This window comes from Allobosea sp. NPDC055332, assembly GCF_053645455.1.
The window spans coordinates 401,840-427,509 of sequence record NZ_JBSHMO010000005.1 but is presented as its reverse complement, the minus strand read 5'-3'; the positions used below and the strand labels follow the sequence as shown (position 1 = coordinate 427,509).

The following is a 25,670-nucleotide window of genomic DNA, read 5'->3' as shown; positions in this document are numbered from 1 at the left end:
GTCGGGTCTCGTTCGTCGGTCAGGGCGGAGAGGAGAGGTCGGAGCCCGGGCGGCCGCGGGCGTTGCGGCGCATGGTGTAGAGCGTCGCGCCGATGACGATGGCGGCGCCGGCGAGCGTCGTCAGCGACGGCACCTCGGCGAAGAAGACGAAGCCGGTGAAAACGGACAGGATCAGGCGGCTGAAATCGAGCGGCGCCAGAGCCGCGGCCTCGCCGACCTGATAGGCCTTGGTGATCAGCCATTGCCCGGCGGTGCCGAACAGGCTGAGCAGCACCAGCCAAAACCACTGCTCCTGCGTCGGCCAGACCCAGAGCGCCCAGGCCGGCCAGGCGAGGACGACCATCAGCACCAGGCCCTGATAGATCAGGATCGTCTCGGTGCGCTCGCTGGTGCCGAGGATGCGCACGCTGATGGTGATGCCGGCGCCGAAGACCGCGCCACCGAGCGACATCAACGCCCAGAAGTTCAAGCCCTCGCCCGAGGGGTTGAGCATGATCAGCACGCCGACGAAGCCGAGGATGGTCGCGACCCAGCGCGCCGTGTCGACGCGCTCCTTCAGGATCAGCACAGCGGCGACGGTGACGAACAGCACCTGGCTGAAGCTGATCGAGGTCGCCTGGGCGAGCGGGATATGGATGAGGGCGCTGAAGCCGCAGAGCATCGAGGCGAGCGTGATCAGGCCGCGGAAGATCTGCAGGCCGGGCCGATCCGTTTTCAGCGCCAGGGGCAGGCTGCTACCGGCGATGGCGACGACCACCGCGCTCATGATGATCTGGCGGATCATCAGCGTCTGGACCAGCGGGATCGCCGTGCCGAGATGTTTGAAGGCGCCGACCATCACCGCGTAAACCAGGAGCGCGGTGATCATGTAGACGGTGCCGCGCAGATTCGGGCTTGCCCGGCGCCACCACAGGTGGGCGCTATTGCGGCGCGCGGCAACCCAACTCTCGCGAGAGGGGGCGGACAGAACCGGCGGCAGTGGCCGTTCCGGCCGGCGCGATTCGGGAGGTTCCGCCGGACTGCCGTCCTCATCGGCCGAAACCGGCAGCGCTTCGGCCAGGCCGATGCCTTCGCTGCCGCGACCGGTCGCTTCCGAAAGGCGGTCTTCGCTCATGGCTGCCTCGAGCCGGGCGGAAGACGCCGACGGCCTATCAGATATCTGCAGGACTCGACTGTCACCGATTTTCCGCCCGTTCGTCAGTGGCTTGCGAGCATGGCTGGGTTGTTGTGACGGCCGTTCGCTCCGCCGCGAGGGCAGAGGCGGCATGCCGACAAAGCCCTGTCATCGCCATGCGAATGGCGTATAGCAGCGCCGTGGCGCTGCCATCGACATGCGTCCAGGGAGGTGATCGGGGCGATGCGGGATCTGCTGAGGGATGCGGTCAATGGCGTGCGTGAATTGTCGCCGCGACGCTTTCCCTGGCGCCGTTTCCTGTTCGCCCTCGCGCTCGGCACGATCGGGGGCTGGCTCTTCGCGCATTACCGCCTGCCACTGCCCTGGATGCTCGGCTCGATGGTGTTCTGCACCGCCGCCGCGATCGCCCGCACCCCGGTGGCCGCCCCGCCGGTGATCCGTCCGCCCATGTCGGCGGTGATCGGGGTGATGCTCGGCTCCGGCTTCAAGCCGGAGATCATCGCGCAGATGCCGAACTGGCTGCCGACCATCGGCGGGCTGGTGCTGTTCATGGTGGCCTGCGGCCTGTGCTGCGTCACTTACTTTCGCCGCGTCGCCGGCTACGACCCGGTGACCGCCTTCTTCTCCGGCATGCCCGGCGGGCTCGTCGAGATGGTGATCACCGGCGAGGAGAAGGGTGGCGATGCCCGCACCATCGCGCTGATCCATTCCGCCCGCATCCTCTTGGTGGTGATGACGCTGCCTTTCATCGTGCAATGGCTCGAAGGCGTCTCGCTCGGCATCAACCGCAACCAGGGCCCGTCGATGTTCCAGACATCGGCGCTGGGCTGGTTCTGGCTGGCCGCCAGTGCGATCGCCGGGGTGATGCTGGCCCATGCACTGCGCCTGCCGGCCAAGCAGTTGCTGGGGCCGATGCTGGTCTCAGCCATCGTGCATCTCGTCGGGCTCAGCGATTCCGTGCCGCCCTACGAGATCGTCAATGTCGCCCAGCTCATCCTCGGCGTGACCATCGGCTGCCGCTTCGTCGGCACGCCGCCGCAGGCGATCCTGCGCATCCTCTTGCTCTCGCTCGGCTCGACCGTGATCCTGGTGGTGCTGACGCTGGTCTTCGCCTTTGCAGTCGCGCATGTCTCCAGCCACAAGCCGGTGCCGCTGATCCTGGCCTATTCGCCGGGGGGACTTGCCGAGATGAGCCTGATCGCGCTGGCGCTGCACACCGAGGTCGCCTTCGTCGCGGCCCACCACATCATCAGGGTCTTCCTGGTGATGATCGGCGCTGGCCCGCTCTTCGGTTTCATCGTCGGGAAGAAGCCTTAGTGTCGGACCGAAAAGTGGAGTCCACTTTTCGGTCCGACGCGCCAAGGAATTAGGCGCCGTCAGGCGCTCCGCCCTGCCAGCTTCTGGTGCAGCACCCGCATGAGGAAGGCGGGGTTGCCGACGACATAGCGCCGCCAGAGCCGGCGCGGCTCGAGCCAAAGGCGATAGACCCATTCGATCCGCAGGGCGCGGAAGGTCTCCGGCGCCCGCGCCACCTCGCCGGCAAGGAAGTCAAACAGCGCGCCGATGCCGGCTGCGACCGCGCAGTGGCGCGCATCGATCCTGTCGGCGATCCACTGCTCCTGCCGCGGATTGCCGAAGGCGACCAGCAGCAGATCGGGCCGTTCATGCGCGAGCCGCGCCAGCAGGGCCGACTCCTCTGCCGGTTCGAAATAGCCATGGCTCAGCACCGAAAAGCGATGCTGGGGATGGTCGGTGCGCAACCTCGCCGCGGCGCGCTCGGCGACACCCGGCCGGCCGCCGAGCAGCATCACGCGAAGTGGCCGCTTGCGGGCGGAAAGGATGGCCGGCGTGAAATCGGTACCGTTGAGATTGGCCGGGAAGGCCGCGCCGTAGAGCAGGCGCGAGCCGATATCGACGCCGATCCCGTCAGGCAGGATCAGGAAATCGGCAAGGCGTTCACGCAGGCCCGGATCGCGCGCGGCGATGTTGACGAGGTTGGCGTTGCAGTAGGCCAGGCGCAGGTGGCCGCCGCCGTCGAAGGCGTGGTCGATCAGCGCGAGCGCGTCCTCGCGCGTCAGCGCTGCGACCGGGACGCCGGCGATGACGCGGCGCGGCGGTTCGGGCGGGGCGGAAAGCGCAGTCCGTCGCTGCGAAGTCTGGAAGAGAACGACGTTCATCTCGATCGCTGCTGGCGCACGTCGCCCATGCTGACGGCGCAGGTTATTGTCTTCATTGCGTTTCCTGCGCGGGTCAAGCGGAACCCCGTCATAGGATGAACGCGGCCTTTCCCTGATCCGATAGCGCGCCTTATCGCTCCGCCAGCCCCCTGTCCGACGGGCTGTCCCGTAATGGGACACGCCCTGCCCGCGCTGCGTCCCGCCCCGGTTCAGCTGGGCCGAATCCGGCGCATTTTCCGCGAAATCGACCGCATGCCTCTGCGGCATCGCCCTTGCCACCTCGGCAGCCGAGGCGGCTGTCGGCGCATCCCCTGTGCCGATTCCAGACCGCCCGCGACCGGCTTTGCCGGTCTTGGAAGCGAGCGCGGCATGATGAGTGTCAACGACCTGAACTACGAAGTCGCCACGGCAGCCGACCAGCGCGCCAATGCGCTGCGTCACTGGATCGGGCTGATCACCGCGGCGGTCGATGCGATGACCGTGCTGATCGTCGTCGGCGGCACCTCGATCGCCTATCACTTCGTCGCCTACCGCCATCTCGGCAACGACAAGGTCACCGTCGAGCTCGCCTCGATGATCGCCGCGATCTTCGTCTTCACCAATCTGATGCGCGGCCGCTACCGGCTGGAGAACTACCTCTCGACCAAGGGCCAGATCGCCTCGGCCTTCACGGTCTGGAACCTGACGATGATCGCCTTCGTCGCGATCGTGTTCATGGCCAAGGTCAACGACCAGTTCTCACGCGCCGTCGTCCTCGCCACCTATGTCGCCGGCGTCCCGCTGATCGCACTCGCCCGTTCGGCGATCGTGCGCACCATCTCCATGGCCTCGAAGACCGGGCGGATCACCTCCGAGCGCGTCTTCCTGATCGGCCGCGAGAGCGAGGTGATGTCCTTCGTCTCGCGCCACCAGCCCTGGAACATCGGCTTCTCGATCGTCGACGTCGCCTTCCTGCGCAGCAACGATCCGCGCCGGATCAACGATCCGCAGGCGGCGCTCGCCGCCGATCTCGCCACGGCCTCCGCCCGCGCCCGCGACCTCAAGCCGGATGCCGTCTTCATCGCCCTGCCCTGGTCGGACCAGGAGACGATCGATGCCTGCATCGACGCCTTCATGAACCTGCCGGTGGCGATCCATCTGACGCCGGAGCGCGTCATGGACCGGTTCGACAATCCCCATATCGTGCGCATCGGCTCGCTCGCCTCGCTGCGGCTGACGCGCCCGGCCCTGTCCTTCGCGCAGATCATGTTCAAGCGCGTCTTCGATGTCCTCGCCGCGAGCGCAATCCTGATCGCGAGCCTGCCGGTGCTGCTGCTCGTCGCGATCGCGATCAAGTTCGACTCGAAGGGCCCGGTGCTGTTCCTGCAGCGCCGCTACGGCTTCAACCAGGAGCCCTTCCGCATCTTCAAGTTCCGCACCATGACGACGACGGATGATGGTGAGGTGGTCAAGCAGGCGACGCGCAACGATCCGCGCATCACCCGGATCGGCGGCTTCCTGCGGCGCTACAATCTCGACGAGCTGCCGCAGCTGCTCAACGTCATCGCCGGCCAGATGTCGCTGGTCGGGCCGCGCCCGCATGCGCTCGCCCATGACCGCGAGTTCCAGCGCAAGATCGCGCTCTATGCCAGGCGCCACAACGTCAAGCCCGGCATCACGGGCTGGGCCCAGGTCAACGGCCTGCGCGGCGAAACCGATACCGACGACAAGATGGCAAGGCGCATCGCCTATGACCACTGGTACATCGACAACTGGTCGTTCTGGTTGGACATCGGCATCATCTTGCGCACCGCGTTCAGCCCGCGCGCCTTCCGCAATGCCCGCTGAGCGGCGGCAGACCCTGTCGTCAGGATAGCTCCGGGCGCTGCAAAGCTAGGGGATGGTCACGACGACGTTGCCAATCGTCCCGCGCTCGACCGCCTCATGCGCCGCGGCGGTTTCGGCGAGTGTGAAGGTCGGCCCGATGCGGCTGGTCATCCGTCCCTGCTCCAGCGCATCCGTGACCCCGGCGACAGCAAGATCGCGCTGCTCCGCGTCGAGCTGATAGATCAGGAAGAAACGCAGCGTGACGGAATTGACGAGACAGGCGAAGGCCGGGATCGTCGCCTCTGCATCGGTGCCGTAGACGATGACGCGGCCTTTTGGCCGCAGCGCAGCCGCTATCAATCCGGCGTTCGCGGACAGGTTCATCTCGATGATCGCATCGACGCCGTGCCCACCTGTGATCTCGGCGATACGCCCTCCGACGTCCTCGTGCCTGTAGTCGATGCAATGATCGGCGCCGGCCTCGCGTGCGACCATAGCCTTGTCCGGCGAGGATATCGTGGTGATGACGGTCGCGCCCCGCGATTTGGCGACCTGGATAGCGTATTGGCTCACCGAACCCGCGCCGCCCGACACGAGCAAGGTCGCGCCGCTTTCAGCGCCTGCCAGTTCGACGGCATGAAAGGCAGTCAGCGCGGGTATTCCGAGCGTGGCCCCGTCCTGAAAGCCGATATTATCGGGCAGACGCACCGCTTGCCGGGCGGGCAGCACGATTTGCTCGGCTGCCGTTCCGAACGGGCGCTGCCATTGCCCGTTCCAGACCCAGACGCGCTCGCCGACCCGCGATTTCGGGACCCCCTCGCCGACCGCCTCGATTTCGCCGGCCCCGTCGCTGTGGGGGATCACGCGCGGAAAGGCCAGCTTGCGGTGCCCGCGGCTCTTCACATCCGACGGGTTGACTCCCGATGCCTGCAGCCGCACCCGCACTTCACCGGAACCGGGCTCGGGCGTCGGCACCTCGCCCACCTGCAATACATCCCGCGCAGGCCCGTTGGCTTCATAGAAGACGGCGCGCATGTTGGCCGGCCTTCCGCTGTCAGGAGACTGCCGGCAGGATAGCGCAGCAGGACCATCCTGACGAGTTCCCCGGCAGGTGGCGTAGCCGCTATCTGAAGCTGTGCCGCCCCCGGGGGGCTGGCAGCAAGCGAAGATGACCATCGCATCGCATGCTCGGCCCGTCGCTTCCCGCATCGGAGTGAACGCAACACGCTCATGTAAAATGAGGTGTTCGTCGCCGCAGCCTTTCGGTTAGGCTTCCCGGACCTCGGAGGGGCATCTTTCAATGAACCAAATCGATTTAAAGGATCGCGTCGCCATCGTCACCGGCGGTGCGCAGGGGATTGGGCGCGCCGTGGCCGAGCGCCTCGCGGCCAGCGGCGCCAAGGTCGCGATCTGGGATCTCGACGGCAAGCTCGCCAGTGAGGCGGCAGCGGCGATCGGGCCGGCCGCGAGCGGGCTCGCCATCGACGTGACCGATGCCAAAGCGGTCAACGCGGCCGCGGCCGAGCTCGAGCAGCGCCATGGCAGCGTCGACATCCTCGTCACCAGCGCCGGCATCGCCGGACCCAACCTGAAGACCTGGGAGTACCCGCTCGACGAATGGGCCAGGATCATGCGCCTCAATGTCGACGGCACCTTGCATTGCTGCCAGGCGGTGATCCCCGGCATGATCAAGCGCAATTACGGCCGGCTCGTGCTGGTCGCCTCGATCGCCGGCAAGGAGGGCAACCCCAACGCCTCGGCCTATTCGGCCTCGAAGGCGGCGGTGATCGCGCTGACCAAATCGCTCGGCAAGGAGCTGGCGCAGCAGGATATCGCAGTGAACTGCATCACCCCGGCCGCCGCCCGCACCCGCATCTTCGACCAGATGAGCGAGGAGCATATCGGCTACATGCTGGCCAAGATCCCGCGCGGACGCTTCCTGCAGCCCGACGAGGTCGCGTCGATGGTCGCCTTCCTCGCCTCGGCCGAGAACAGCTTCACGACCGGCGCGGTCTTCGACCTGTCGGGCGGGCGCGCGACCTACTGACAGCCAAATCGATCCTGCCGCGCTAAAGCGGGCTGGCCATGCCCATGGCCGGCCCGCTAGGTTGATCCCATGACCACGACCCTGCCTTCTCCCGCCGTCCTCGGCGCCCGCGCCTTCGCCGCTCTTGCCGGCCTCAACCGGTTCAGCGACGAACCGGGCAAGCTGACGCGGCTCTATCTTTCGCCTTCTCACCGGCAGGGGGCGGAATACGTCAAGGGCGCGATGGAGGTGTCGGGGCTGACCGCCTTCATCGATGCCGCCGGCTCGGTGCAGGGACGGCGCGAGGGCGCGAGCCCCGGCCTGCCAGCGGTGCTGATCGGCTCGCATATCGACACGGTCCGCGATGGCGGCCGCTTCGACGGCAATCTCGGTGTCGTCGCCGGCATCCTGGCGGCGCAGGCGATCCGCGACGCCGGCATCACCCTGCCTTTCGCACTCGAGGTCATCGCCTTCGGCGACGAGGAGACGGTGCGCTTCCCGACCTCGCTCTCGACCTCTTCGGCGCTGATCGGCCATTACGACCCGGCCTGGCTCGATTCGCGCGACGCCGACGGCGTTGTGCTGCGCGACGCGCTCATCGCCTTTGGCGGCGATCCGGCGGGAATTACGGCGCTTGCCCGCAAACCGGGCTCGGTCAAGGCCTATCTCGAAGTCCATATCGAGCAAGGCCCGGTGCTCGAGGTCGAGAACGAGTCGGTCGGCATCGTCACTGCGATCAATGCCCAGAGCCGCGCCGCCGTGCGCGTCAGCGGCGAGGCCGGCCATGCCGGCACCGTGCCGATGACCCTGCGCAAGGATGCACTCACCGCCGCCGCCGAAATGGCGCTCGCGCTGGAGGAGATCGCCGGTGCGCACGCTCAGGCCGTCGGCACGGTCGGTGTGTTCCGGCCCGATCCCGGTGCCACCAATGTCGTGCCCGGCGCGGCCGAGTTCACCATCGATTATCGCGCGCCTCTGGCTGAGACCGTCGCGAGCATGGAGCGTCAGATCCAGCAGCGCTTTGGCGAGATCGCGGCCCGGCGTGGCGTCGGCCTCTCGATCACGCCCTATTCGCGCGAGGATGCGACGCCGATGGCGGCCGAGCTGCAGGACGCGCTCGCCACCGGCATCGCCCGCACCGGCTCCAATCTCTCGGCTCGGCGGCTGCCCTCCGGCGCCGGCCACGATGCCATGGCGATGGCGCGGCTCTGCCCCTCGGCCATGCTGTTCGTGCGCTGCGAGAAGGGCATCAGCCATTCGCCGCTGGAGAACATGACCGAGCTCGATGCCGGCATCGCCATCCGCGTGCTGATCGAGACCATCCTGGAGCTGGCGCGGCGCGAGGGCTGAGCCTCAGCCGCCGGCGGCCTCGGAGGCCATCGCCGGGCGACGCTGACGCCGCTCCGGCCTCGGTGCCGGCTTGCGGAAGAGATGCAGGACCGCGAGCGCGAGCCCGACAGCTGCAACCCAGTGCCCGGGACGCAGCGCCGTCCAGTCCTGGTAGACGACGATGTCGGCATTGGCCTGGAAGATCAGCCAGGCCGAGGCGCCGGTGGCGAAGGCATACCAGGCCGTCTCGGCCAGCGCGGTGGCGAGGCCCGTCGCCAGGGCGGTCAACGCCAGCGAGGTGAAGCTCAAGGACATGCCGAGGCGGTTGAGGCCACGATAAGCCATCAGCAGCGCGAACAGGCCGGTCAGCAGCACCGGCTGGGTGACGTCGATCTTCGACTGCAGCGCGAAATGGAACAGGCCGAGGCAGGCGATCAGGTAAACGATATTGTGCAGGCGCTGCCAGCGGCCTGAGCCGAGCCGGCGGATCATGCCGTCGGTCGAGGTGGCGCCGAGCACGACGAGCCCGATCAGAGCGGTGATGCCGACGACGAGATAGAAGCGCTTGACGATCTCGGAGAGGATCAGGCCCCAGTCGAAGGCGAGGTCGATGCAGTAGAGTGTGAGATGGCCGAGTGCGTAGGCCATGGCCGAGAGCCCGAGCATGCGGCGGATGCCGATCAGCTTGTTCCAGTCGAGGATGCGACGCAGCGGCGTGACGGCGAGGGTGATGACGAGGATGCGCAGGGCCCAGGTGCCGGTATCGTGTACCGCCTGCGTCCACGGTTTCGAGCCGAGCTGATGGCTCCAGGCCTGCCAGGCGAGGATCAGCGCGGGGACGAGCACGAGCGCGAAACAGCCGGCGCGCAGGGCGGAGAAGCGTCCCTGCCGGTCATTCCACGGCCAATAGCTGCCTGTTGCTGCGAAAGCCATTCGTCACCTTGATTGTCGATCCCAGAGCATTTCCGCGTTCCTTCGGATCGCGGAAATGCTCTCGCTCCCGGCTGGTCGCATTTTCTTTACGCGAACCGGTATCCACTTCGCTCGAAAATGCTCCAACGCGAATACGCCAGAATCGCTGTGAAAGTTACGCTCGCTCGCGCACAAGGACGTGAGCCGCGCGATCCCATCGCTGCGAACTGGAATGGAGAAGCCTGTCGTGCCTGAGAATCGCAAGGTCGTATTCGATGTCGGCAATGTCCTGCTGCGCTGGGATCCGTTCCATCTCTACCGCAGCCTGATCCCGGACGACGCCAAGCGTGACTGGTTCCTCAGGAATGTCTGCACCGCCGCCTGGAATATCGAGCAGGATCGCGGTCGGCCCTGGTCGGAAGCCGTCGCGCTGCTGGTCGCAGAGCATCCCGAATGGGAGGTTGAGATCAAGGCTTTCGACGAGCGCTGGCACGAGACGGTGCCTTCGACGATTGAAGACAGCGTCTCTGTACTCGCCGATCTCAAGGCGAAGGGCGAAGAAGTCTACGCGATCACCAATTTCTCGCGCGAGAAATGGGCCGAGTGCCTGATCCGCTTTCCCTTCCTGCAGAGCTTCGACGGCGTGATCGTCTCGGCGCATGAGCGGCTGCTCAAGCCCGATCCGGCGATCTACAACGTGCTGCTGGAGCGCTACGGGCTGAACGCCGGCGAGTGCATCTTCGTCGACGACAGCGCCAAAAACATCGAGGCCGCCCGCGCGGTCGGCATGCAGGCGATCCATTTCGTCGAGCCGATCGACCTACGGGCTAAACTGCGCGGCCTCGGCGCCAATCTCTGACACCTGACAGCGTCCTGCACGTGCAAGAGCCCCTGCAGGACGCTCAGGCGGTCGCCGAGCGCTACCAGTAGTAACGCCGGCGATAATAGTAGCGTGGCCGGTAATAGCGGCGGCGGTAATAGTAGCGGGGCCTGTAATAATAGCGGCGCCGCCAATAGCGCCTGCGCCAGCGCCGCCGACGACGACGGCGGTAGTAGTAGTGGGCGTAGTCCGCGTCGGCCTTGTCGAGGGCTTCCGGGTCGACCTGCGGCGTCTCGTCAGGCCGGCGAGGCTCTATTGCCGGCTTCGGCTGCGGCGCGGCGATCGCCGCCGTACCGAGGCCGCTGGCAGCCGCCAGGCCGCCGATCAGACTTGCGAGGAAAGAGCGTCTGTCCACGATGCAATCCTCCTTCGAGTGAAGGCTGGAGGATCAACATCGTGTCAGGCGGGATGGTTCCCTGAACCCGTGGGCAATGCAGCTGAGCGCTCGCTCAGTCGTCCATCTTCAGCGCGGCGATGAAGGCTTCCTGCGGAATCTCGACGCGGCCGAACTGCCGCATCTTCTTCTTGCCTTCCTTCTGCTTGTCCAGGAGCTTGCGCTTGCGCGAGGCGTCGCCGCCATAGCACTTGGCGGTCACGTCCTTGCGCAGGGCCCGGATCGTCTCGCGGGCGATAATCTTGCCCCCGATGGCGGCCTGGACAGGAATCTGGAACATATGCGGCGGGATCAGCTCCTTGAGCTTCTCGCACATTGCCCGGCCGCGTGCGTCGGCGCGCGAGCGGTGGACCAGCATGGAGAGCGCGTCGACCGGCTCGGCGTTGACCAGGATCGACATGCGCACGAGGTCGCCCTCGCGATAGTCGGTAATGTTGTAGTCGAAGGAGGCATAGCCCTTCGAGATCGACTTCAGCCGGTCGTAGAAATCGAACACCACCTCGTTCAGCGGCAGGTCATAGACGACCTTGGCACGCGAGCCGACATAGTTGAGATCGATCTGCAGGCCGCGCCGGTCCTGGCAGAGCTTCAGCACCGAGCCGAGATACTCGTCCGGGGTGAAAATCGTGGCGCGGATCCACGGCTCCTCGATGAACTCGATCTTCATCACGTCCGGCATGTCGGCCGGGTTGTGCAGTTCGAGCGTCGTGCCGTCGCGCAACTTGAGATGATAGACGACCGAAGGCGCGGTCGAGATCAGGTTGAGGTTGAACTCTCGCTCGAGCCGCTCCTGGATGATCTCCAGATGCAGCAGGCCAAGGAAGCCGCAGCGGAAGCCGAAGCCGAGCGCCGCCGAGGTCTCCATCTCATAGGAGAACGAGGCATCGTTCAGGCGCAGCCGCGACATGGCGCTGCGCAATACCTCGAAATCGGCGGCGTCGACCGGGAAGATGCCGCAGAACACCACCGGCTGCACCGGCTTGAAGCCCGGCAGCGGCTCGGCGATCGGCTTCTTGTCATCGGTGATGGTGTCGCCGACGGCGGTGTCGGCAACTTCCTTGATCGAGGCAGTGAAGAAGCCGACCTCGCCGGGTCCGAGTTCCTTCACTTCGAGCATCTTCGGCTTGAACACGCCGACGCGGTCGACGCCGTAGCTGGCGTTGGCGCGCATCATCCGGATGGTCATACCCTTCTTCAGCACGCCGTCGATGATGCGCACGAGCACGACGACGCCGAGATAGGCGTCATACCAGCTGTCGACCAGCAGGGCCTTGAGCGGCGCCTCGGCGTCGCCCTTCGGGGCCGGCAGCTTCTGGACGATCGCCTCGAGCACGCCCTCGATGTTGAGGCCGGTCTTGGCCGAGATCGGTACGGCTTCCGAGGCGTCGAGGCCGATCACGTCCTCGATCTGCTGCTTGATCCGCTCCGGCTCGGCCGCCGGCAGGTCGATCTTGTTGAGGACGGTGACGATCTCGTGGTTGGCATCGAGCGCCTGGTAGACATTGGCGAGCGTCTGCGCCTCGACACCCTGCGAGGCGTCGACGACGAGGAGCGAACCCTCGCAGGCCGCCAGCGAGCGCGAGACCTCGTAGGCGAAGTCGACGTGCCCGGGCGTGTCCATCAGGTTGAGGATGTAGCTCTTGCCGTCCTGCGCCTGGTAGTCCAGCCGGACGGTCTGCGCCTTGATGGTGATGCCGCGCTCCTTCTCGATATCCATCGAGTCGAGGATCTGCTCGCTCATGTCGCGCGCCGCGACCGTGCCGGTCTGCTGGATCAGCCGGTCGGCAAGCGTCGACTTGCCGTGGTCGATATGCGCCACGATCGAGAAATTGCGGATGTTGTCGAAACTGCGGGTGCTCATGCGCGCGCCATAGCAGTGCGCGACCCTTGCGCCAAGGGTGTGGGGCAGATCGAGTGCCGCTTCACTCTGCCGCGAGCAGGCGTTCCTGTGCCCAGTTCAGCGCCTTGTAGTCGAAGCCGGCCTCCAATGTTGGCTTCACCACCGAAAAATAGGGCGAGATGTCGAAGTCACGCGGCATGTAGAGTGAATGGTGCCGGATATGCAGGATTTCCTGGAAATCCTCCTCGCCCATCGCCTGCGCGTATTCGACCGTCGGCAGGACGGGGTAGCGCGCTGCCTCGAAGGCCTGCGCGATCAGGGTCGAGCAGATCGCCCGCGTCGGGTCGCCGGAGCCAAGCGCGATCATGCGCCGGCGGAAACCGGCCGGCGCCCATGGAATCGGGACCAGCCAGCGCGCCAGGTCGAGAATGTTCTTGAGGTCGTACTGGGTTCCGAGCCGGTCGAGCACGTAGTCGACCGCAATCTGGCGACCCTCGCGGTCGAGCGCCTGCGGCCGGCAGATGCGGGTGCCGAAAGCGCCGTATTTCGACAGGGGCGAGAGCACGCAGCCGACATCCATCTCGACTTCGGCCAGCACCAGCGGCTCACCCTCGGGGCTGAACCGGCCGGTCTCGCCGACATAGAGCGCTGCGTGCGACCAGGTCGACTGCGTCAGGTACTTGATCGCCGCCGAGACCTTCATGTGGCCTTCGACCAGCAGCACGTCGCCGGGTCTCAGCGCGGCCTCAAGTCTCGCAAGGGCCTTGCGATCGACCGGCCCGCTTTGCGGCTTGCCGCGCGTGATGAAGCGGACCACCGACCGGCCGACATATTCCAGCCCTCTGTTCATCGACGCCTCCCCTTGCGCCGGCGCCGTTTCCGGCGTCTTCCGGCCCTCAGCAAAACGCGAGCCCGTGACTTTTTCGGAAATCACCTGCCGGATTTGCGCCGGCGAGACCGGAATTCGCCGAACGTCGTAAAATCCAGGTTGACGGCGGGTCGAGGCGTCCTTGTTCCGCGCTATCTACTATGCTGGAATTAATCTTGCATAATGGATCGCGTCGCCGGATAGCGGTGCGAGGAGACAGATCATGACGAGGCCGGACAGCGTGACCATCGAACAGCTCGACGGGGATGGGGCCCGGGCAGCGCTACCGGCGCTGACGGAGATCTTGCGTGATTCCGTGGCGAACGGCGCCTCGGTCGGCTTCATGGATTGGAACACATCAGCCGAACTCGAAAGCTTCTGGCACGGCATCGCGGCGGAGGTCGCTGGCGGGCGGATCCTGCTCTTCATCGCGCGCGACGAGAGCGGCATCGTCGGCACGGCGCAGCTTCACCCGGTCGGGAAGCCGAATCAGCCGCACCGTGCCGAGATCGCGAAGGTGCTGGTGCATTCGCGGGCACGCCGCCGCGGCATCGGCGAAGCGCTGATGCGCGCGGCCGAGGCCGCCGCACTGGCGCTCGGGCGCGACCTGCTGGTGCTCGACACCGACGAGGCGGGCGCGGCGCGACGCCTCTACAACCGGCTCGGCTGGACCGAGGTCGGGACCGTCCCGCGCTATGCTCTGATGCCCGACGGGCGCGATTGCGGCTCGACCTTCTTCTACAAGGCACTTTCCCGATAAACATGCTAGCCCTGGTTGCGTATCTCTAGCTCTGGTTGCGACTCTGCAGAAAGGAGACTGATTTGCCATTCGGCGATGGATTCGAGGCGCTGATCGACGGTCTCTACGAGGCTGCCGTCATTCCGGAGCGCTGGCAGGGTTGGCTTGCCGGGCTGGCACAGGACTGCGGCGCGACCGCTGCACTCTGCTCGCGGATCAGCGAGACGCGGGTCTCGGTCATCAGTACGAGCGCTGCCTTCCAGGAGATGTGGGACGAGATCTGGCTCACGCAGGGCGGGGCGCAGAACGAGCGCACCAAACGGGCCATCGCCTTCCGGCACGCCGGCTTCGTCACCGATGGCGACGTTTTCGCGCCCGGCGAGGCCGAGGCGCTGCCGCTCTACCGCGACTTCCTGATCCCGCGGGGCTACGGCTCCGGCGCCGCCACCGCGATCGCCATCCCCTCGGGCGATTTTGCGATGCTCAATGTCGAGAAGCCCTATGCGGAAGGGCCCTTCCCCCGGGCGATCGTCGACGCGCTCGATCGCGTCCGGCCCCATCTCGCCCGCTCCGCCCTGATCGCCAACCACCTGGAGGTCGAGCGCGCACGCAGCGCGGCCGCAGCGCTGGAACTCATGAAGCTGGCAGCGGCCGTCCTCGGCAAGGGCGGTCGAATCCTCGCAGCCAACAGCCTGCTGACGCGGCTGATGCCGTCCGCCGTCGAAGACCTGCCGTCGCGGCTGAAACTCACTGACCCTGGTGCCGACGCTCTCTTTACGGCCGCACTCGAAGCGCTCGGGCGAGGTGGACACATGGCTGCGGTCCGCTCGATCCCGATGCGGGCGCGTGGCGATCTGCCGCCGATCATCTTCCATCTGGTGCCGGTCAGAGGCGCGGCGCATGACCTGTTCACCCAGGCGAGTGCGATCCTCGTCGCGACGCCGCTGGTGCAGGCCGCGGCTCTCTCTCCCGATCTCGTCGCCGGCCTGTTCGACCTCACCCCGTCGGAAGCGCGTCTCGCCGCGCTGATCGCCGGCGGCCATCCGCCACGCGAGGCGGCGACCGCGCTCGGCTGGACGGAGGGGACGGCCCGCTCCACCCTCAGGCAGGTGTTCGCCAAGACGGGCGTGACCCGGCAGGCCGAGCTGGTCGGGCTGCTGCGCGGCGCCGTGCCGAGCTGAGGCCGGACGGTCGGTCCGGTGCAGGCAGACCGAACCGTCAGCCGAGTTCGGCGCTGCGCGAGAGCGCACCGACGATGCGGCGCAGGCCCGACAGCAGCGCCTCGCGCTCGGTGTCGGAAAAGCCGGCCAAAGCGCGCGCATTGACGCCCTTGGCGGCGGCGAGTGCCGGCTCCTGCAACGCCCGGGCGCGCGGCGCGAGCTGTATGCGGCGGACGCGGGCATCGGCCTGATCGGGCCGGCGCTCGATCAACCCGTCGCGCTCCATCCGGGCCAGCGTCGCCGCCATGGTCGCCTGCTCGACATCGAGCCGGCCGACCAGATCCTTCTGCGTCAGCCCCTCCTCGCGCCAGAGCTCCAGCAGCACCATGAACTGCGCCGGGGCGAGCCCGAGCGGGCGCACTGCCTCGGCGAGCTCGCGCGCGAACAGGCGGGCGACATGGTTGGCGAGATAGCCGGCGGAGCTGGTCTTGAAGCTGGTCATGCAGGGCTCGATCCGGCGAGATTGCAATTGAACAGCATGCTGTGCAATGATACATAGCATGCTGTTCAATACGAGGAAGCGACCATGCCTGACTCAAGTCTCGCTACGACCAGGCAGCAAAGCAGTGTTACCGCCACGGGCCTCGTCGCGCTGATCCTGGCGACCTTGTTCGCCGGCGCCGCGATCTACATCCTCGTCGCCGAACAGCCAGCGCGGCTCGCACTCGCTGATGCTCCACTCCTGCAGCAATGGCAGGAGAGCTATCCGCGTGCGGCGCGGATGCAGGCCGGGCTCGCTGTGCTGGCGAGCTTTGCTGGCGCAATCGCCTTCTGGCGAGCGCGGAATCCGCTCTGGCTCATCGGCGCCGCACTGATGCTTGCCAACCTGCCATTCACGCTGCTGGTAATCGCGCCGGTGAACGATGCGCTCTTGGCGCTTAGTGCCGAGCAGGCGGGAGCGGCGAGCCGGGCGCTGATCGAGCGCTGGGGATCGCTCCACGCCGTGCGCGCCGGACTATCGGTGCTGACGACCGCCGCCTTCGCGCTGGCGATCGCCCGTGGCAGGCCTCACTCGGCGTTGCGGAAATAGGGCTCGACCGCACCCTTGAGCTTCACCGTCATCGGGTTGCCGTGGCGGTCCTTGGCATTGCCGGCGGTAAGGCGGACCCAGCCCTCGCTGATGCAGTATTCCTCGACATTGGTCTTCTCGACGCCCTTGAAGCGGACGCCGATATCCTTCGCCAGCAGCTCTTCGTTGTAGAAGGGGCTGTTGGGGTTGGAGGACAGGCGGTCGGGGAGGGTGTCGGTCATGGCGCTACTCGTCTGCAGAGGTGATTTGCCGGACAGGTAGCAGGCCATGGCGCGTTCGGCAAAAGCGCAAGGCGGACCGTGAATGCAGAATGGCCGGCCTGAAGATACAGGCCGGCCATTCTGAATGATCTACGCCGGATCTCAGCGCTCGGCGAAAGCCTTCTCGATGACGTAGTCGCCGGCCTCGCCGTGATTGCCTTCCTCGAGGCCACGCTCCTCGAAGATCTGCTTGAGATCGACCAGCATCTGCGGGCTGCCGCAGAGCATGAAGCGGTCGCTGGCCGGATCGAACGGGCCCAGGCCGGTATCGCTGAAGAGCTGGCCGGAGGTGATGAGGTCGGTGATGCGGCCGCGATTCCGGAACGGCTCGCGCGTCACGGTCGGGTAGTAGATCAGCTGCTCGCGGATCATCTCGCCCAAAAACTCGTCGTTCGGCAGTTCCTTCTGGATGCGCTCGCCATAGGCGAGTTCCGAGACCTGGCGGCAGCCATGCATGAGCACGACCTTCTCGTAGCGCTCATAGGTCTCCGGGTCGCGGATCAGCGACAGGAAGGGGGCAAGGCCTGTGCCGGTGCCGAGCAGGAACAGGCGCTTGCCGTCCTTGAGGTTGTCGAGCACCAGCGTGCCCGTCGCCTTCTTGCCGATGATGATGGGGTCGCCGACCTGCAGGTTCTGCAGGCGCGAGGTCAGCGGGCCATCCGGCACCTTGATCGAGAAGAACTCGAGGTTCTCGTCGTAATTGGTGCTGGCGACGCTGTAGGCGCGCAGCAGCGGCTTCTCGCCGACCTTGAGCCCGATCATCGTGAACTGGCCGTTCTTGAAGCGGAAGGTCGTGTCGCGGGTCGTCGTGAAGCTGAAGAGCGTATCGGTCCAGTGATGGACGGAGAGGACGCGCTCCTCGTAGAAATTGCTCATCTCGTCGATCCTCAGATAGTCTAGCGATTTAGCAGATTATCGGATGCAGGCCACTCAATATCATAGTGCCGGACGTTCGGAAAGCAGGTCGATCTTGTCCGGTATTCCCTTCCAGTCGTCGGCATCGGCCGGCGGCTCGCTCTTCTGCGTGATGTTCGGCCAGAGCGGCGCCAGCCTTGCGTTCAGCGCCAGCCATTGCTCGGCGCCGTCGGCGCTGTCGGCGATGATCGCCTCGGCCGGGCATTCCGGCTCGCAGACGCCGCAGTCGATGCACTCGTCGGGATGGATGGCGAGCATGTTCTCGCCCTCATAGAAGCAGTCGACCGGACAGACCTCGACGCAATCCATGTACTTGCAACGGATGCAGGCGCTGGTGACGGCGTAAGGCATGCGCGATCCTTGCTGCTTGACAGCCGGGTCCGGACGGGGCAGAAATTCATTCGTATACAAACAATATGTCGCGTCCCACCGCGCTTGTCAATCGGGCTTGTGGCGATGAGGATGGCGGCAGGTTTCAGACAACGACGACAGGGCGGATACGATGGCTGAACAGCAGGCGACGACGGTCAGCAGCACCCACAAGCTGGTGGTGAAGAATATCGGCCTGATGCTCTCCGGCGACATCGAGCGTCCGATCCTCGAAGCCGACACGCTCGTCGCGATCGGCGGCCGGATCGCTGCGGTCGGCCGATTCAAGGATCTCGACACAGACCAGGCCGACACCGTCATCGACGCCAACGGCACGGTGCTCTCGCCCGGGCTGATCGACAGCCATGTCCACCCGGTCGCCGGCGACTGGACGCCGCGCCAGAACCAGCTCGGCTGGATCGACTCGACCATGCATGGCGGCGTCACCACCATGATCTCGGCTGGCGAGGTGCATACGCCCGGCCGGCCCAAGGACATCGTCGGCCTGAAAGCCATGGCGATCTACGCGCAGCGCGCCTTCACCGCCTTCCGCCCTGGCGGCGTCAAGGTCCATGCCGGCGCGCCGGTGATCGAGCCCGGCATGGTCGAGCAGGACTTCAAGGATCTGGCCGATGCCGGCGTGAAGCTGCTCGGCGAGGTCGGTCTCGGTGGCGTCAAGGACGGCGCGCGCGCCCGGGAGATGGTGGCCTGGGCCCGCAAATACGGGATCCAGTCGACCATCCACACCGGCGGCCCCTCGATCCCCGGCTCCGGACTGATCGGCGCCGACGTGGTGCTGGAAGCCGATACCGACGTGGTCGGCCACATCAATGGCGGCCACACTGCCTTGCCGGACAAGGAAATCCGCTGCATCTGCGAGGGCTGCAAGCGCGGCCTCGAACTGGTGCATAACGGCAATGAGCGTGCCGCGCTCTATACGCTGCGCGTCGCCCGCGAGATGGGCGATCTCAAGCGCGTCATCCTCGGTACCGACGGGCCGGCGGGCTCGGGCGTGCAACCGCTCGGCATCGTCCGCATGGTCTCGATGCTATCCTCGCTCGGCGATGTCCCCGCCGAAATCGCGTTCTGCTTCGCTACCGGTAATACCGCCCGGATGCGCAGCCTCGATTGCGGGCTGATCGAGGTCGGCCGCGCCGCCGATTTCGTCTTCATGGACAAGGCCCAGCACTCGGCCGGCAGGAACTTCCTCGACTCGATCCAGCTTGGCGACCTGCCCGGCATCGGCATGATCGTGATCGACGGCATCGTCCGCAGCGGCATCAGCCGCAACACCCCACCGGCGGAGAAGATCCCGTCTGTGGGGCATTGAGCGGCTGTTCCCCGCACCTCCCCGTCATGGTCGGGCTTGTCCCGACCATCCCTGTCTTCCCTCGCCAGACGCGGCGTTCAAGACGTGGATGCTCGCCACAAGGGCGAGCATGACGGCAGTATGCCTTGGCGCCCGAAATCCCGCTTGCAGCCCACTCCGATTTGTCATTATTCTCATTCGTATACGAACGATCTCGGTGGCCGTGACGATCAGAACGATCAGGCGCGCCTCGCCCCGCTCGGGCGAGCCATGAGGACGACGAAGCGCTTCACGCTTCGCGTCAACGGCGCGAGCCATGAGGTCGAGGGCGAAGCCCAGACGCCGCTATTGTTCTTCCTGCGCAACGACCTCGCGCTCAACAGCCCGAAATTCGGTTGCGGCCTCGGCGAATGCGGTGCCTGCACCGTGCTGGTCGACGGTCAGGCGGCGCGCGCTTGTGCTCTGCCGCTCAGGCTGGCGGAAGACCGCGAGATCGTCACGCTCGAAGGGCTCGGCAGCGTGGAAGCGCCGCACCTAATCCAGCAGGCCTTCATCGACGCGCAGGCGGCGCAATGCGGCTACTGCATCGCCGGCATGGTGATGACCGCGAAGGCCTTCCTCGACGTCCAGCCCGATCCAAGCGAGGCGGAGGTGCGCGAGGCGCTGCGCCATAATCTTTGCCGCTGCGGCACCCATGTCGAGATCGTCAAAGCGGTGCTGCTCGCCGCCGAGCGCGGCCGGCAGGATGTGACGGCGCCATGAGCGAGCCCCTCTCACGCAAGACACTACTGAAGCGCGCTGGCGTGATCGGCGTGGTCGCACCGCGCAAGGGCGCGGCCGCCGACACCGCACCCGAGGACGGGCTCGATTTGCATGTCTGCCTGACGGCGGAAGGCCGCGTCCTCGCTTTCAACGGCCATGTCGACCTCGGCACCGGCATCCGCACGGCCCTCGCCCAGATGGTGGCGGAGGAGCTCGATTTCCCGTTCGAGGCGATCGAGATGGTGCTCGGTGACACCGCCGAGACGCCCGATCAGGGCCCGACCATCGCCAGCGAGACGATCCAGGTCACCTCGCTGGCGATACGGATCGCGGCGACGCAGATCCGCGCCAGGCTGATCACCCTCGCAGCTGCCGCGCTCAGTTGCAGCGAGGACGAGATTGCGCTGAGCGACGGCGTGATCTCGCGCAGGGGCGAGACCACGCCTGCGATAACCCTCGATATGCTGCTCGCCAATGAGCGCATCCTGTTGCCGCTGGCCGAAAGCGCTGAGTTCAAGCAGGTCGACCGGCACAAGCTGGTCGGCCGCTCGGTCGCCCGCATCGACATCCCCGCCAAGGTCACCGGCAGCTTCACTTACGTCCACGATGTCCGCGTGGCCGGGGTGCTGCATGGCCGGGTGGTGCGCCCGCCCTATGCCGGCATGGATGCCGGCGACTTCGTCGGCAGGAGCCTGATCGCGGTCGATCATGACTCGATCGCCGACGTGCCCGGCATCCGCGCTTTAGTGGTCGAGGGCGACTTCATCGGCATCGTCGCCGAGCGTGAGGAATGGGCGGCCGAGGCCGCCTCGAAGCTCCGGACGCAATGGCGCGAGTTCACGCCGCCGGATCTCTCCGATCTCGGCCAGGCGCTGCGCACGCACCCCTCGACGCCGCGCCTGCTCGCCGAGGAGGGCGATGTCGACGCCGCGCTGGAGAACCTCGAGACCCGCCTCGACCGCACCTATGTCTGGCCCTACCACATGCACGGCTCGATCGGCCCGTCCTGTGCCGTCGCCGATGTGCGCGCGGACGGCATCACCGTCTGGACCGGCAGCCAGAACCCCTATCCGCTGCAGAACGACCTGGCCGTGCTGACTGGCCTGCCGAAGGAGCGGATCGACGTCATCCGCTTCGAGGCCGCCGGCTGCTATGGCCGCAACTGCGCCGACGATGTCGTCGCCGATGCGGTGCTGCTCTCGCGTGCGGTCGGCGCGCCGGTGCGGGTCCAGCTCACCCGCGAGCAAGAGCATCTTTGGGAACCGAAGGGCGCGGCCCAGCTGATCGACATCAAGGGCGGGCTCGGGCCGGGCGGCTCGCTGAAAGCCTACGACTTCCACACCTGGTATCCGTCCAACGCCGCACCGACCCTGGCGCTACTGCTGACCGGACGCATCCCGAACCAGCCGGCGACGCTGCGGATGGGCGACCGCACCGCGGTGCCGTCCTACAACTACGAAAACATGCGGCTGACGGCCTATGACATGCCGCCGATCGTTCGCGCATCCTGGCTGCGCGGCGTCTCGGCGATGCCGAACGTCTTCGCCCATGAGAGCTATATCGACGAGCTCGCGCATGAGGCCGGGGTCGATCCCGTCGAGTTCCGCCTGCGCCACATCAATGACGAGCGCGCCACCGAATTGACCCGCGCCACCGCCGAGCGGGCGAACTGGCAGCCGCATGTCGGCCCGCGCATGGAGCAGGACGGCGATATCCTGCGCGGGCGCGGCTTCGCCCAGGCGCGCTATGTCCATGGCAGCTGGCCGGGCGTCGGCGCCGCCTGGGCCGCCTGGGTCGCCGATGTCGCGGTCAACCGCACCACCGGCGAAGTCACCGTCTCTCGCGTCACCGTCGGCCAGGACACCGGCATGATGGTCAACCCTGCCGGGGTGACGCACCAGATCCATGGCAACGTCCTGCAATCGACCAGCCGGGTGCTGCGCGAGGAGGTGACGTTCTCGCAGACCACCGCCGTCGCCAGCCGCGACTGGGGCTCCTATTCGGTGCTGACCTTCCCGGAGTTGCCGGCGATCGACGTCATGCTGATGGATCGCCAGCATCTGCCGCCGATGGGCGCGGGCGAATCCGCCTCCGTCCCGAGCGCGGCGGCGATCGTCAACGCGGTCTTCGATGCGACCGGCGTGCGCTTTCGCGAGTTGCCGCTGACGCCGGAGCGCGTGCTTGCCGGCCTCAACGGCACGCAATTGTTGAAGCCGCCACCGCGCGAGCCGGCAAAACGCCTGCCCTGGTGGAGCAAGCTCGGCGCCGCCGTGGCCGGCGCCGCTACTTTTGCTGCCGTCTCGCTTGCCTTCGCCCCCTCGATCGCCCCGATCGCGCGGCCGGATCCGTCGACCTGGTCGGCGGCGACGATCGAGCGCGGCCGCCAGCTCGCCGCGCTCGGCGCCTGCGCCGTCTGCCACACGGCTAAGGACGGCGTCCTCTATGCCGGCGGACTCGCTTTGCCGACGCCCTTCGGCACGGTGATGACCACCAACATCACGCCCGATGTCGAGACCGGTATCGGCAACTGGTCCTATGCCGCCTTCGAGCGGGCGATGCGCGCCGGCCTGCATCGCGACGGCCGGCAGCTCTACCCCGCCTTCCCCTATCCGAGCTTCGCCAAAGCGAGCGAGGCCGACCTGCAGGCGCTCTATGCCTTCCTGATGTCGCAGCCGGCGGTGCGGCAGGAGAACGAGCCGAGCCGGCTGACCTTCCCCTTCAACCTGCGCCCGCTTCTGGCCGGCTGGAACCTGCTGTTCAACCGGGGCGGCGAGCTGAAGCCCGATCCGGCGCGCTCGGCTGAATGGAACCGCGGGCGTTATCTCGTCGACGGGCTCGGCCATTGCGGCGCCTGTCACACACCGCGCAACGTGCTCGGCGCCGAGAAGGGCGGCAGTGCCTATCTCGCTGGCGGCGAGGCGGAGGGCTGGGAGGCACCGGCGCTGACCAAGCTCTCCGCCGGGCCGATTCCGTGGAGCGAGGCGCAGCTTTACGCCTATCTGAAGACCGGCACCTCGCAGCATCACGGCGCAGCCGCAGGCCCGATGGCGCCGGTGATCGCCGAGCTCAGGGAGTTGCCCGACACCGATATCCGGGCGATGGCGACCTATCTCGCGTCCCTGAACGAAACGCTACCCGCAGCTGAAGCCGAAGCGCTGGCGGCGCGGATCGAGCAACAGACCGCGCGGGCCAACAATCCCGCGACCTCACCTATCGCACGGCTCTATGAGGGCGCCTGCGCCGCTTGCCACGAGACCGGCCGCGCCGCGCCGCTCGTCAATGCCGGGCCGGCACTCGGACTGTCGTCGAAGCTGCATGCGGGAACGCCGGCCAATCTCGTCAACATGCTGCTCGAAGGCGGCCAGCACGGCATCGGCTCGATGCCCTCCTTCGCCACGGCGCTCGACGATCGACAGCTTACGGAGCTCACGGCCTATCTGCGTGGGCGGTTTGCGCCCGAGAAGCCGGGCTGGGAGGGGATCGAGGCGGCGGTGGCAAGGGCGCGGAAGGCTGGGCACTGAGCGCCTATCCGTCATGGTCGGGCTTGTCCCGACCATCCACGCCTTCGCGTCACTAATCCCGTGTGGTGTTCAAGACGTGGATGCTCGCCACAAGGGCGAGCATGACGTGGAGATTCGAGCGCGACCGCCTCTACCGCAGCCCGTCCTCGCCCTTGGCCTCCGCATGGGTGAGCCCGCCGACGCGTGGCAGCGGCCGGCCACCGCTGGTCAGGGCGACCGCGACGACGATCTCGCCGGCGCGCGGCGCATCGGAGATGCGCACTTCCATGCCGTCGAAATGGCTGCGGACATAGGCCGCCGCCTTGTGGCCGAGCGGCACGTCGAGGACAACGCCGAGCGAGCCGCGCTTCTTCGAGGAGGGGATCAGCGCCGGTGCCTTGCCGAGAAGCTTGCGCAGCGGCGCGCCGAGCTTGGGATGCAGGATCGCGGCGGCGTGCTCCAATTCGCCATCCTCACCGACGGCGGCGGCCTTGCCATAGCCCTGGACCGCCTCACCCTCGATGCCGAGGGCGGCGAGCGCATGGCGGCCGAGCAGGTCGCCGAGCTCTTCGCCGATATCGATCAGTTCGGACAGGTCGTCCTGATAGGTGCCGGCGAAGGGGTTGGCGATCACGGCGACAGCCGCGGCACGCTTGATCGGTGGCGAGACGGGCCGGCCAAGCTCACTATGGGTCTCGTCGAGAACGGTGACGATCTTGCGGATCCTGGCTTTCATCGCAGGCCGTCCTCACCCTTGATCTCGCTCGCCTTGAGGCCACCGACACGGGCGTGGATGCGCGAACCGGTGGTCATCACCAGCGCGAACAGCAACTCATCGGCCCGAGGCGCATCGGTGATGCCGATCTCGAAGGAGTCGAAATGGCTGCGGACATAGGATGCGTTGACGTGGGTGACGGGAATGTCGAGCCGCGTGCCGGGGCCGCCGACCTTCTTGGTCGAGGGCACGATCGCCTTGGCATCCCCCAGCAGTTCGCGCATGGCGTAGCCGCCCGGCACATGCCAGAGCGCGCCGTGCTCGAGCTCTCCGGCAGCGCCGACAATGGCGCCCTTGCCATAGCCCTCGATCGCCTTGGCATCGCCGCCCATCGCGGCGAGCAGGCGCTGCGCCATCGCAAGGCCGAAGGGCTTGAGATCATCCATGAAGCCCTGGATGTCCTCGACATAGCGGCCGGCATAGGGGTTGGCGATCACCGCCAGCGCCGCGCCGCGCTTCAGCGGCACCGCGGCGGCCGGGCCGCCCTCGTGATGGATCTCCTCGACGGTCACGGCATATTTACGGACGGCGATCTCAGGCACGGGCAAGTCTCCTCTCGGGGTCTTCTTGAACGATCATAGGGGTGGCAAGCGTGCGGCTCACGCCCTTGAGATGCATGGCGGCCGAGACGATCAGGCCTGCCTGACGCAGGCGCTCAGCCTCGGCAAGGCCGGCGGCGAGCGTGGTCTCGATCTCCGAGGTGGTCAGCGGGCCGACATTGCGGGTCACAAGGCGCTCGCCGAGGTCGCTATCACTCTGAATGGAATTGGCCGGGAGGCGTTCGACCGCGGGATGGCCGGGCAAATCGATCGCGTTGGCGATCACCGTCGCGGCGGCGTCGGCCATCGCGGCAGTCGGGGCGATAACCGTCACCGCCTCGGCGATCCCCAGCGAGAAGCTGCGGCCGGGATAGCCCGAAGTCGCGATGCCGGCGACGCCATCCTCAGGCCGGATCGTCGCGGTGGCGAAGAACTCTGGCCGATCGGGCCGCTTCACCAGCCCGATGCGGAACTGCTCGCCGGCGGCGAGGTGCAGGGCAATGTCGCCGCCATTGTTGACATAGGCGCGCTGCAGCGGCGCGGCCTGGCACATGACGCCGAGGATCTCCTGCGCGACAGAGCCGGCGACGGCAGCCATCGGCGTGATGAAGCTCCGCTCGGCGAAGGGTCTGACCGCCGCATGCATGCGCCAAGCGACCGGCCCGAGCGGCAGCGGGCTCGTCCGGCTCACCGCCGTGCGCAGCAGCTTCAACTCGTCGCAGAGTTCGGCGAGAAGGCCATCGAAGCGGAGAATAGCAGCCTCATGCGCGGCCTTGACCTCGCTTTGCTCGCCAACCGCCTCGATGACGAGATCGATCGGCCCCTGCTGCAGGAGCAGGCGCCTGCCATCCGGCAGGATACGCGCGGAGGGCTTCTCCCACATCG

The 25,670-nt window shown here is 66.9% G+C and carries 25 protein-coding genes; 11 read left to right on the top strand and 14 right to left on the bottom strand.

Translation table 11 applies throughout. The features are described 5' to 3' along the window. Positions 1–19: 19 nt before the first annotated feature. The gene (locus tag ACWIGM_RS27490) at positions 20–1,114 is read right to left on the bottom strand and encodes a DMT family transporter (RefSeq protein WP_454029150.1); all 1,095 of its coding nucleotides are present in this window, start codon (positions 1,112–1,114) and stop codon (positions 20–22) included. A gap of 243 nt (positions 1,115–1,357) precedes the next feature. On the opposite strand from ACWIGM_RS27490, the gene ACWIGM_RS27485 reads away from it, so the two are divergent. Further along, positions 1,358–2,452: an AbrB family transcriptional regulator gene (locus ACWIGM_RS27485; RefSeq protein ID WP_454029149.1), complete on the top strand. Its 1,095-nt coding sequence runs from the start codon at positions 1,358–1,360 to the stop codon at positions 2,450–2,452. A 59-nt stretch (positions 2,453–2,511) separates the two neighbouring features. Here the strand turns inward: ACWIGM_RS27485 and ACWIGM_RS27480 are convergent, their stop codons facing one another. Next, positions 2,512–3,312 (bottom strand): WecB/TagA/CpsF family glycosyltransferase, encoded by an 801-nt coding sequence (locus tag ACWIGM_RS27480; RefSeq protein ID WP_454029148.1) that lies wholly within the window; start codon positions 3,310–3,312, stop codon positions 2,512–2,514. Positions 3,313–3,681: 369 nt separating this feature from the next. On the opposite strand from ACWIGM_RS27480, the gene ACWIGM_RS27475 reads away from it, so the two are divergent. Then, entirely contained in the window at positions 3,682–5,139 is a 1,458-nt protein-coding gene (locus ACWIGM_RS27475; protein WP_454029147.1) for an undecaprenyl-phosphate glucose phosphotransferase, read from the top strand. 45 nt (positions 5,140–5,184) lie between these two features. Here the strand turns inward: ACWIGM_RS27475 and ACWIGM_RS27470 are convergent, their stop codons facing one another. Continuing rightward, positions 5,185–6,153 (bottom strand): NADPH:quinone reductase, encoded by a 969-nt coding sequence (locus ACWIGM_RS27470; protein WP_454029146.1) that lies wholly within the window; start codon positions 6,151–6,153, stop codon positions 5,185–5,187. Positions 6,154–6,418: 265 nt separating this feature from the next. Between ACWIGM_RS27470 and ACWIGM_RS27465 the strand changes: the two genes are divergently transcribed. Both ACWIGM_RS27465 and ACWIGM_RS27460 read left to right on the top strand, forming a co-directional pair. Continuing rightward, complete coding sequence (locus ACWIGM_RS27465) at positions 6,419–7,165, top strand: SDR family NAD(P)-dependent oxidoreductase (protein ID WP_454029145.1); 747 nt, start codon at positions 6,419–6,421, stop codon at positions 7,163–7,165. 69 nt (positions 7,166–7,234) lie between these two features. After that, entirely contained in the window at positions 7,235–8,494 is a 1,260-nt protein-coding gene (locus ACWIGM_RS27460; protein ID WP_454029144.1) for an allantoate amidohydrolase, read from the top strand. 3 nt (positions 8,495–8,497) lie between these two features. On the opposite strand, the gene ACWIGM_RS27455 is transcribed toward ACWIGM_RS27460, so the two are convergent. Then, complete coding sequence (locus tag ACWIGM_RS27455; protein ID WP_454029143.1) at positions 8,498–9,406, bottom strand: protein-methionine-sulfoxide reductase heme-binding subunit MsrQ; 909 nt, start codon at positions 9,404–9,406, stop codon at positions 8,498–8,500. A 226-nt stretch (positions 9,407–9,632) separates the two neighbouring features. Here ACWIGM_RS27455 and ACWIGM_RS27450 point away from each other — a divergent pair, with 226 nt between their 5' ends. Next, positions 9,633–10,244 carry an HAD family hydrolase gene (locus ACWIGM_RS27450; RefSeq protein ID WP_454029142.1) on the top strand — a complete coding sequence of 204 codons (612 nt, stop codon included), beginning with the start codon at positions 9,633–9,635 and terminating at the stop codon, positions 10,242–10,244. Between the two features lie 61 nt (positions 10,245–10,305). Here ACWIGM_RS27450 and ACWIGM_RS27445 read toward each other — a convergent pair whose 3' ends face one another. From ACWIGM_RS27445 to ACWIGM_RS27435, 3 genes are all read right to left on the bottom strand, one after another. After that, positions 10,306–10,620, bottom strand: coding sequence for a hypothetical protein (locus ACWIGM_RS27445; RefSeq protein WP_454029141.1), 315 nt, complete (start codon positions 10,618–10,620; stop codon positions 10,306–10,308). A 94-nt stretch (positions 10,621–10,714) separates the two neighbouring features. After that, positions 10,715–12,520 (bottom strand): translation elongation factor 4, encoded by a 1,806-nt coding sequence (lepA, locus tag ACWIGM_RS27440; RefSeq protein WP_454029140.1) that lies wholly within the window; start codon positions 12,518–12,520, stop codon positions 10,715–10,717. A 61-nt stretch (positions 12,521–12,581) separates the two neighbouring features. Further along, complete coding sequence (locus ACWIGM_RS27435) at positions 12,582–13,349, bottom strand: YiiX/YebB-like N1pC/P60 family cysteine hydrolase (protein ID WP_454029139.1); 768 nt, start codon at positions 13,347–13,349, stop codon at positions 12,582–12,584. Positions 13,350–13,590: 241 nt separating this feature from the next. Between ACWIGM_RS27435 and ACWIGM_RS27430 the strand changes: the two genes are divergently transcribed. Further along, positions 13,591–14,127 (top strand): GNAT family N-acetyltransferase, encoded by a 537-nt coding sequence (locus tag ACWIGM_RS27430; RefSeq protein WP_454029138.1) that lies wholly within the window; start codon positions 13,591–13,593, stop codon positions 14,125–14,127. A gap of 62 nt (positions 14,128–14,189) precedes the next feature. Next, a complete protein-coding gene (locus tag ACWIGM_RS27425; RefSeq protein WP_454029137.1) occupies positions 14,190–15,287 on the top strand; it encodes a helix-turn-helix transcriptional regulator in 1,098 nt (365 codons plus the stop codon). 37 nt (positions 15,288–15,324) lie between these two features. On the opposite strand, the gene ACWIGM_RS27420 is transcribed toward ACWIGM_RS27425, so the two are convergent. Further along, the gene (locus tag ACWIGM_RS27420) at positions 15,325–15,768 is read right to left on the bottom strand and encodes a MarR family winged helix-turn-helix transcriptional regulator (RefSeq protein ID WP_454029136.1); all 444 of its coding nucleotides are present in this window, start codon (positions 15,766–15,768) and stop codon (positions 15,325–15,327) included. An 84-nt stretch (positions 15,769–15,852) separates the two neighbouring features. Here ACWIGM_RS27420 and ACWIGM_RS27415 point away from each other — a divergent pair, with 84 nt between their 5' ends. Further along, positions 15,853–16,356 carry an anthrone oxygenase family protein gene (locus tag ACWIGM_RS27415; RefSeq protein ID WP_454029135.1) on the top strand — a complete coding sequence of 168 codons (504 nt, stop codon included), beginning with the start codon at positions 15,853–15,855 and terminating at the stop codon, positions 16,354–16,356. Here ACWIGM_RS27415 and ACWIGM_RS27410 read toward each other — a convergent pair. From ACWIGM_RS27410 to fdxA, 3 genes are all read right to left on the bottom strand, one after another. Continuing rightward, positions 16,335–16,577, bottom strand: a complete 243-nt coding sequence (locus ACWIGM_RS27410; protein ID WP_110491996.1) for a DUF3297 family protein — start codon at positions 16,575–16,577, stop codon at positions 16,335–16,337. The two genes, ACWIGM_RS27415 and ACWIGM_RS27410, sit on opposite strands and share 22 nt — an antisense overlap. Positions 16,578–16,718: 141 nt before the next feature. Continuing rightward, on the bottom strand, positions 16,719–17,492 hold the full coding sequence (locus ACWIGM_RS27405; protein WP_454029134.1) for a ferredoxin--NADP reductase: 774 nt from the start codon (positions 17,490–17,492) through the stop codon (positions 16,719–16,721). Positions 17,493–17,552: 60 nt separating this feature from the next. After that, positions 17,553–17,882, bottom strand: a complete 330-nt coding sequence (fdxA, locus tag ACWIGM_RS27400; RefSeq protein ID WP_454029133.1) for a ferredoxin FdxA — start codon at positions 17,880–17,882, stop codon at positions 17,553–17,555. 151 nt (positions 17,883–18,033) lie between these two features. Here fdxA and ACWIGM_RS27395 point away from each other — a divergent pair, with 151 nt between their 5' ends. The 3 genes from ACWIGM_RS27395 to ACWIGM_RS27385 all read left to right on the top strand — a co-directional run bounded on the left by ACWIGM_RS27395 (position 18,034) and on the right by ACWIGM_RS27385 (position 23,492). Further along, positions 18,034–19,230 (top strand): amidohydrolase family protein, encoded by a 1,197-nt coding sequence (locus tag ACWIGM_RS27395; RefSeq protein ID WP_454029132.1) that lies wholly within the window; start codon positions 18,034–18,036, stop codon positions 19,228–19,230. A gap of 249 nt (positions 19,231–19,479) precedes the next feature. Continuing rightward, positions 19,480–19,971 carry a (2Fe-2S)-binding protein gene (locus ACWIGM_RS27390; RefSeq protein WP_454029131.1) on the top strand — a complete coding sequence of 164 codons (492 nt, stop codon included), beginning with the start codon at positions 19,480–19,482 and terminating at the stop codon, positions 19,969–19,971. After that, the gene (locus tag ACWIGM_RS27385) at positions 19,968–23,492 is read left to right on the top strand and encodes a molybdopterin cofactor-binding domain-containing protein (RefSeq protein ID WP_454029130.1); all 3,525 of its coding nucleotides are present in this window, start codon (positions 19,968–19,970) and stop codon (positions 23,490–23,492) included. The genes ACWIGM_RS27390 and ACWIGM_RS27385 overlap by 4 nt, the downstream gene beginning before the upstream one ends. A gap of 130 nt (positions 23,493–23,622) precedes the next feature. Here ACWIGM_RS27385 and ACWIGM_RS27380 read toward each other — a convergent pair whose 3' ends face one another. From ACWIGM_RS27380 to ACWIGM_RS27370, 3 genes are read right to left on the bottom strand one after another with little or no spacing between them, the layout of a single operon-like run. Continuing rightward, positions 23,623–24,207 carry an amino acid synthesis family protein gene (locus tag ACWIGM_RS27380; protein ID WP_454029129.1) on the bottom strand — a complete coding sequence of 195 codons (585 nt, stop codon included), beginning with the start codon at positions 24,205–24,207 and terminating at the stop codon, positions 23,623–23,625. Beyond that, the gene (locus ACWIGM_RS27375) at positions 24,204–24,788 is read right to left on the bottom strand and encodes an amino acid synthesis family protein (RefSeq protein ID WP_454029128.1); all 585 of its coding nucleotides are present in this window, start codon (positions 24,786–24,788) and stop codon (positions 24,204–24,206) included. The genes ACWIGM_RS27380 and ACWIGM_RS27375 overlap by 4 nt, the downstream gene beginning before the upstream one ends. Further along, complete coding sequence (locus tag ACWIGM_RS27370; protein WP_454029127.1) at positions 24,781–25,668, bottom strand: UPF0280 family protein; 888 nt, start codon at positions 25,666–25,668, stop codon at positions 24,781–24,783. The genes ACWIGM_RS27375 and ACWIGM_RS27370 overlap by 8 nt, the downstream gene beginning before the upstream one ends. Positions 25,669–25,670: the final 2 nt, after the last annotated feature.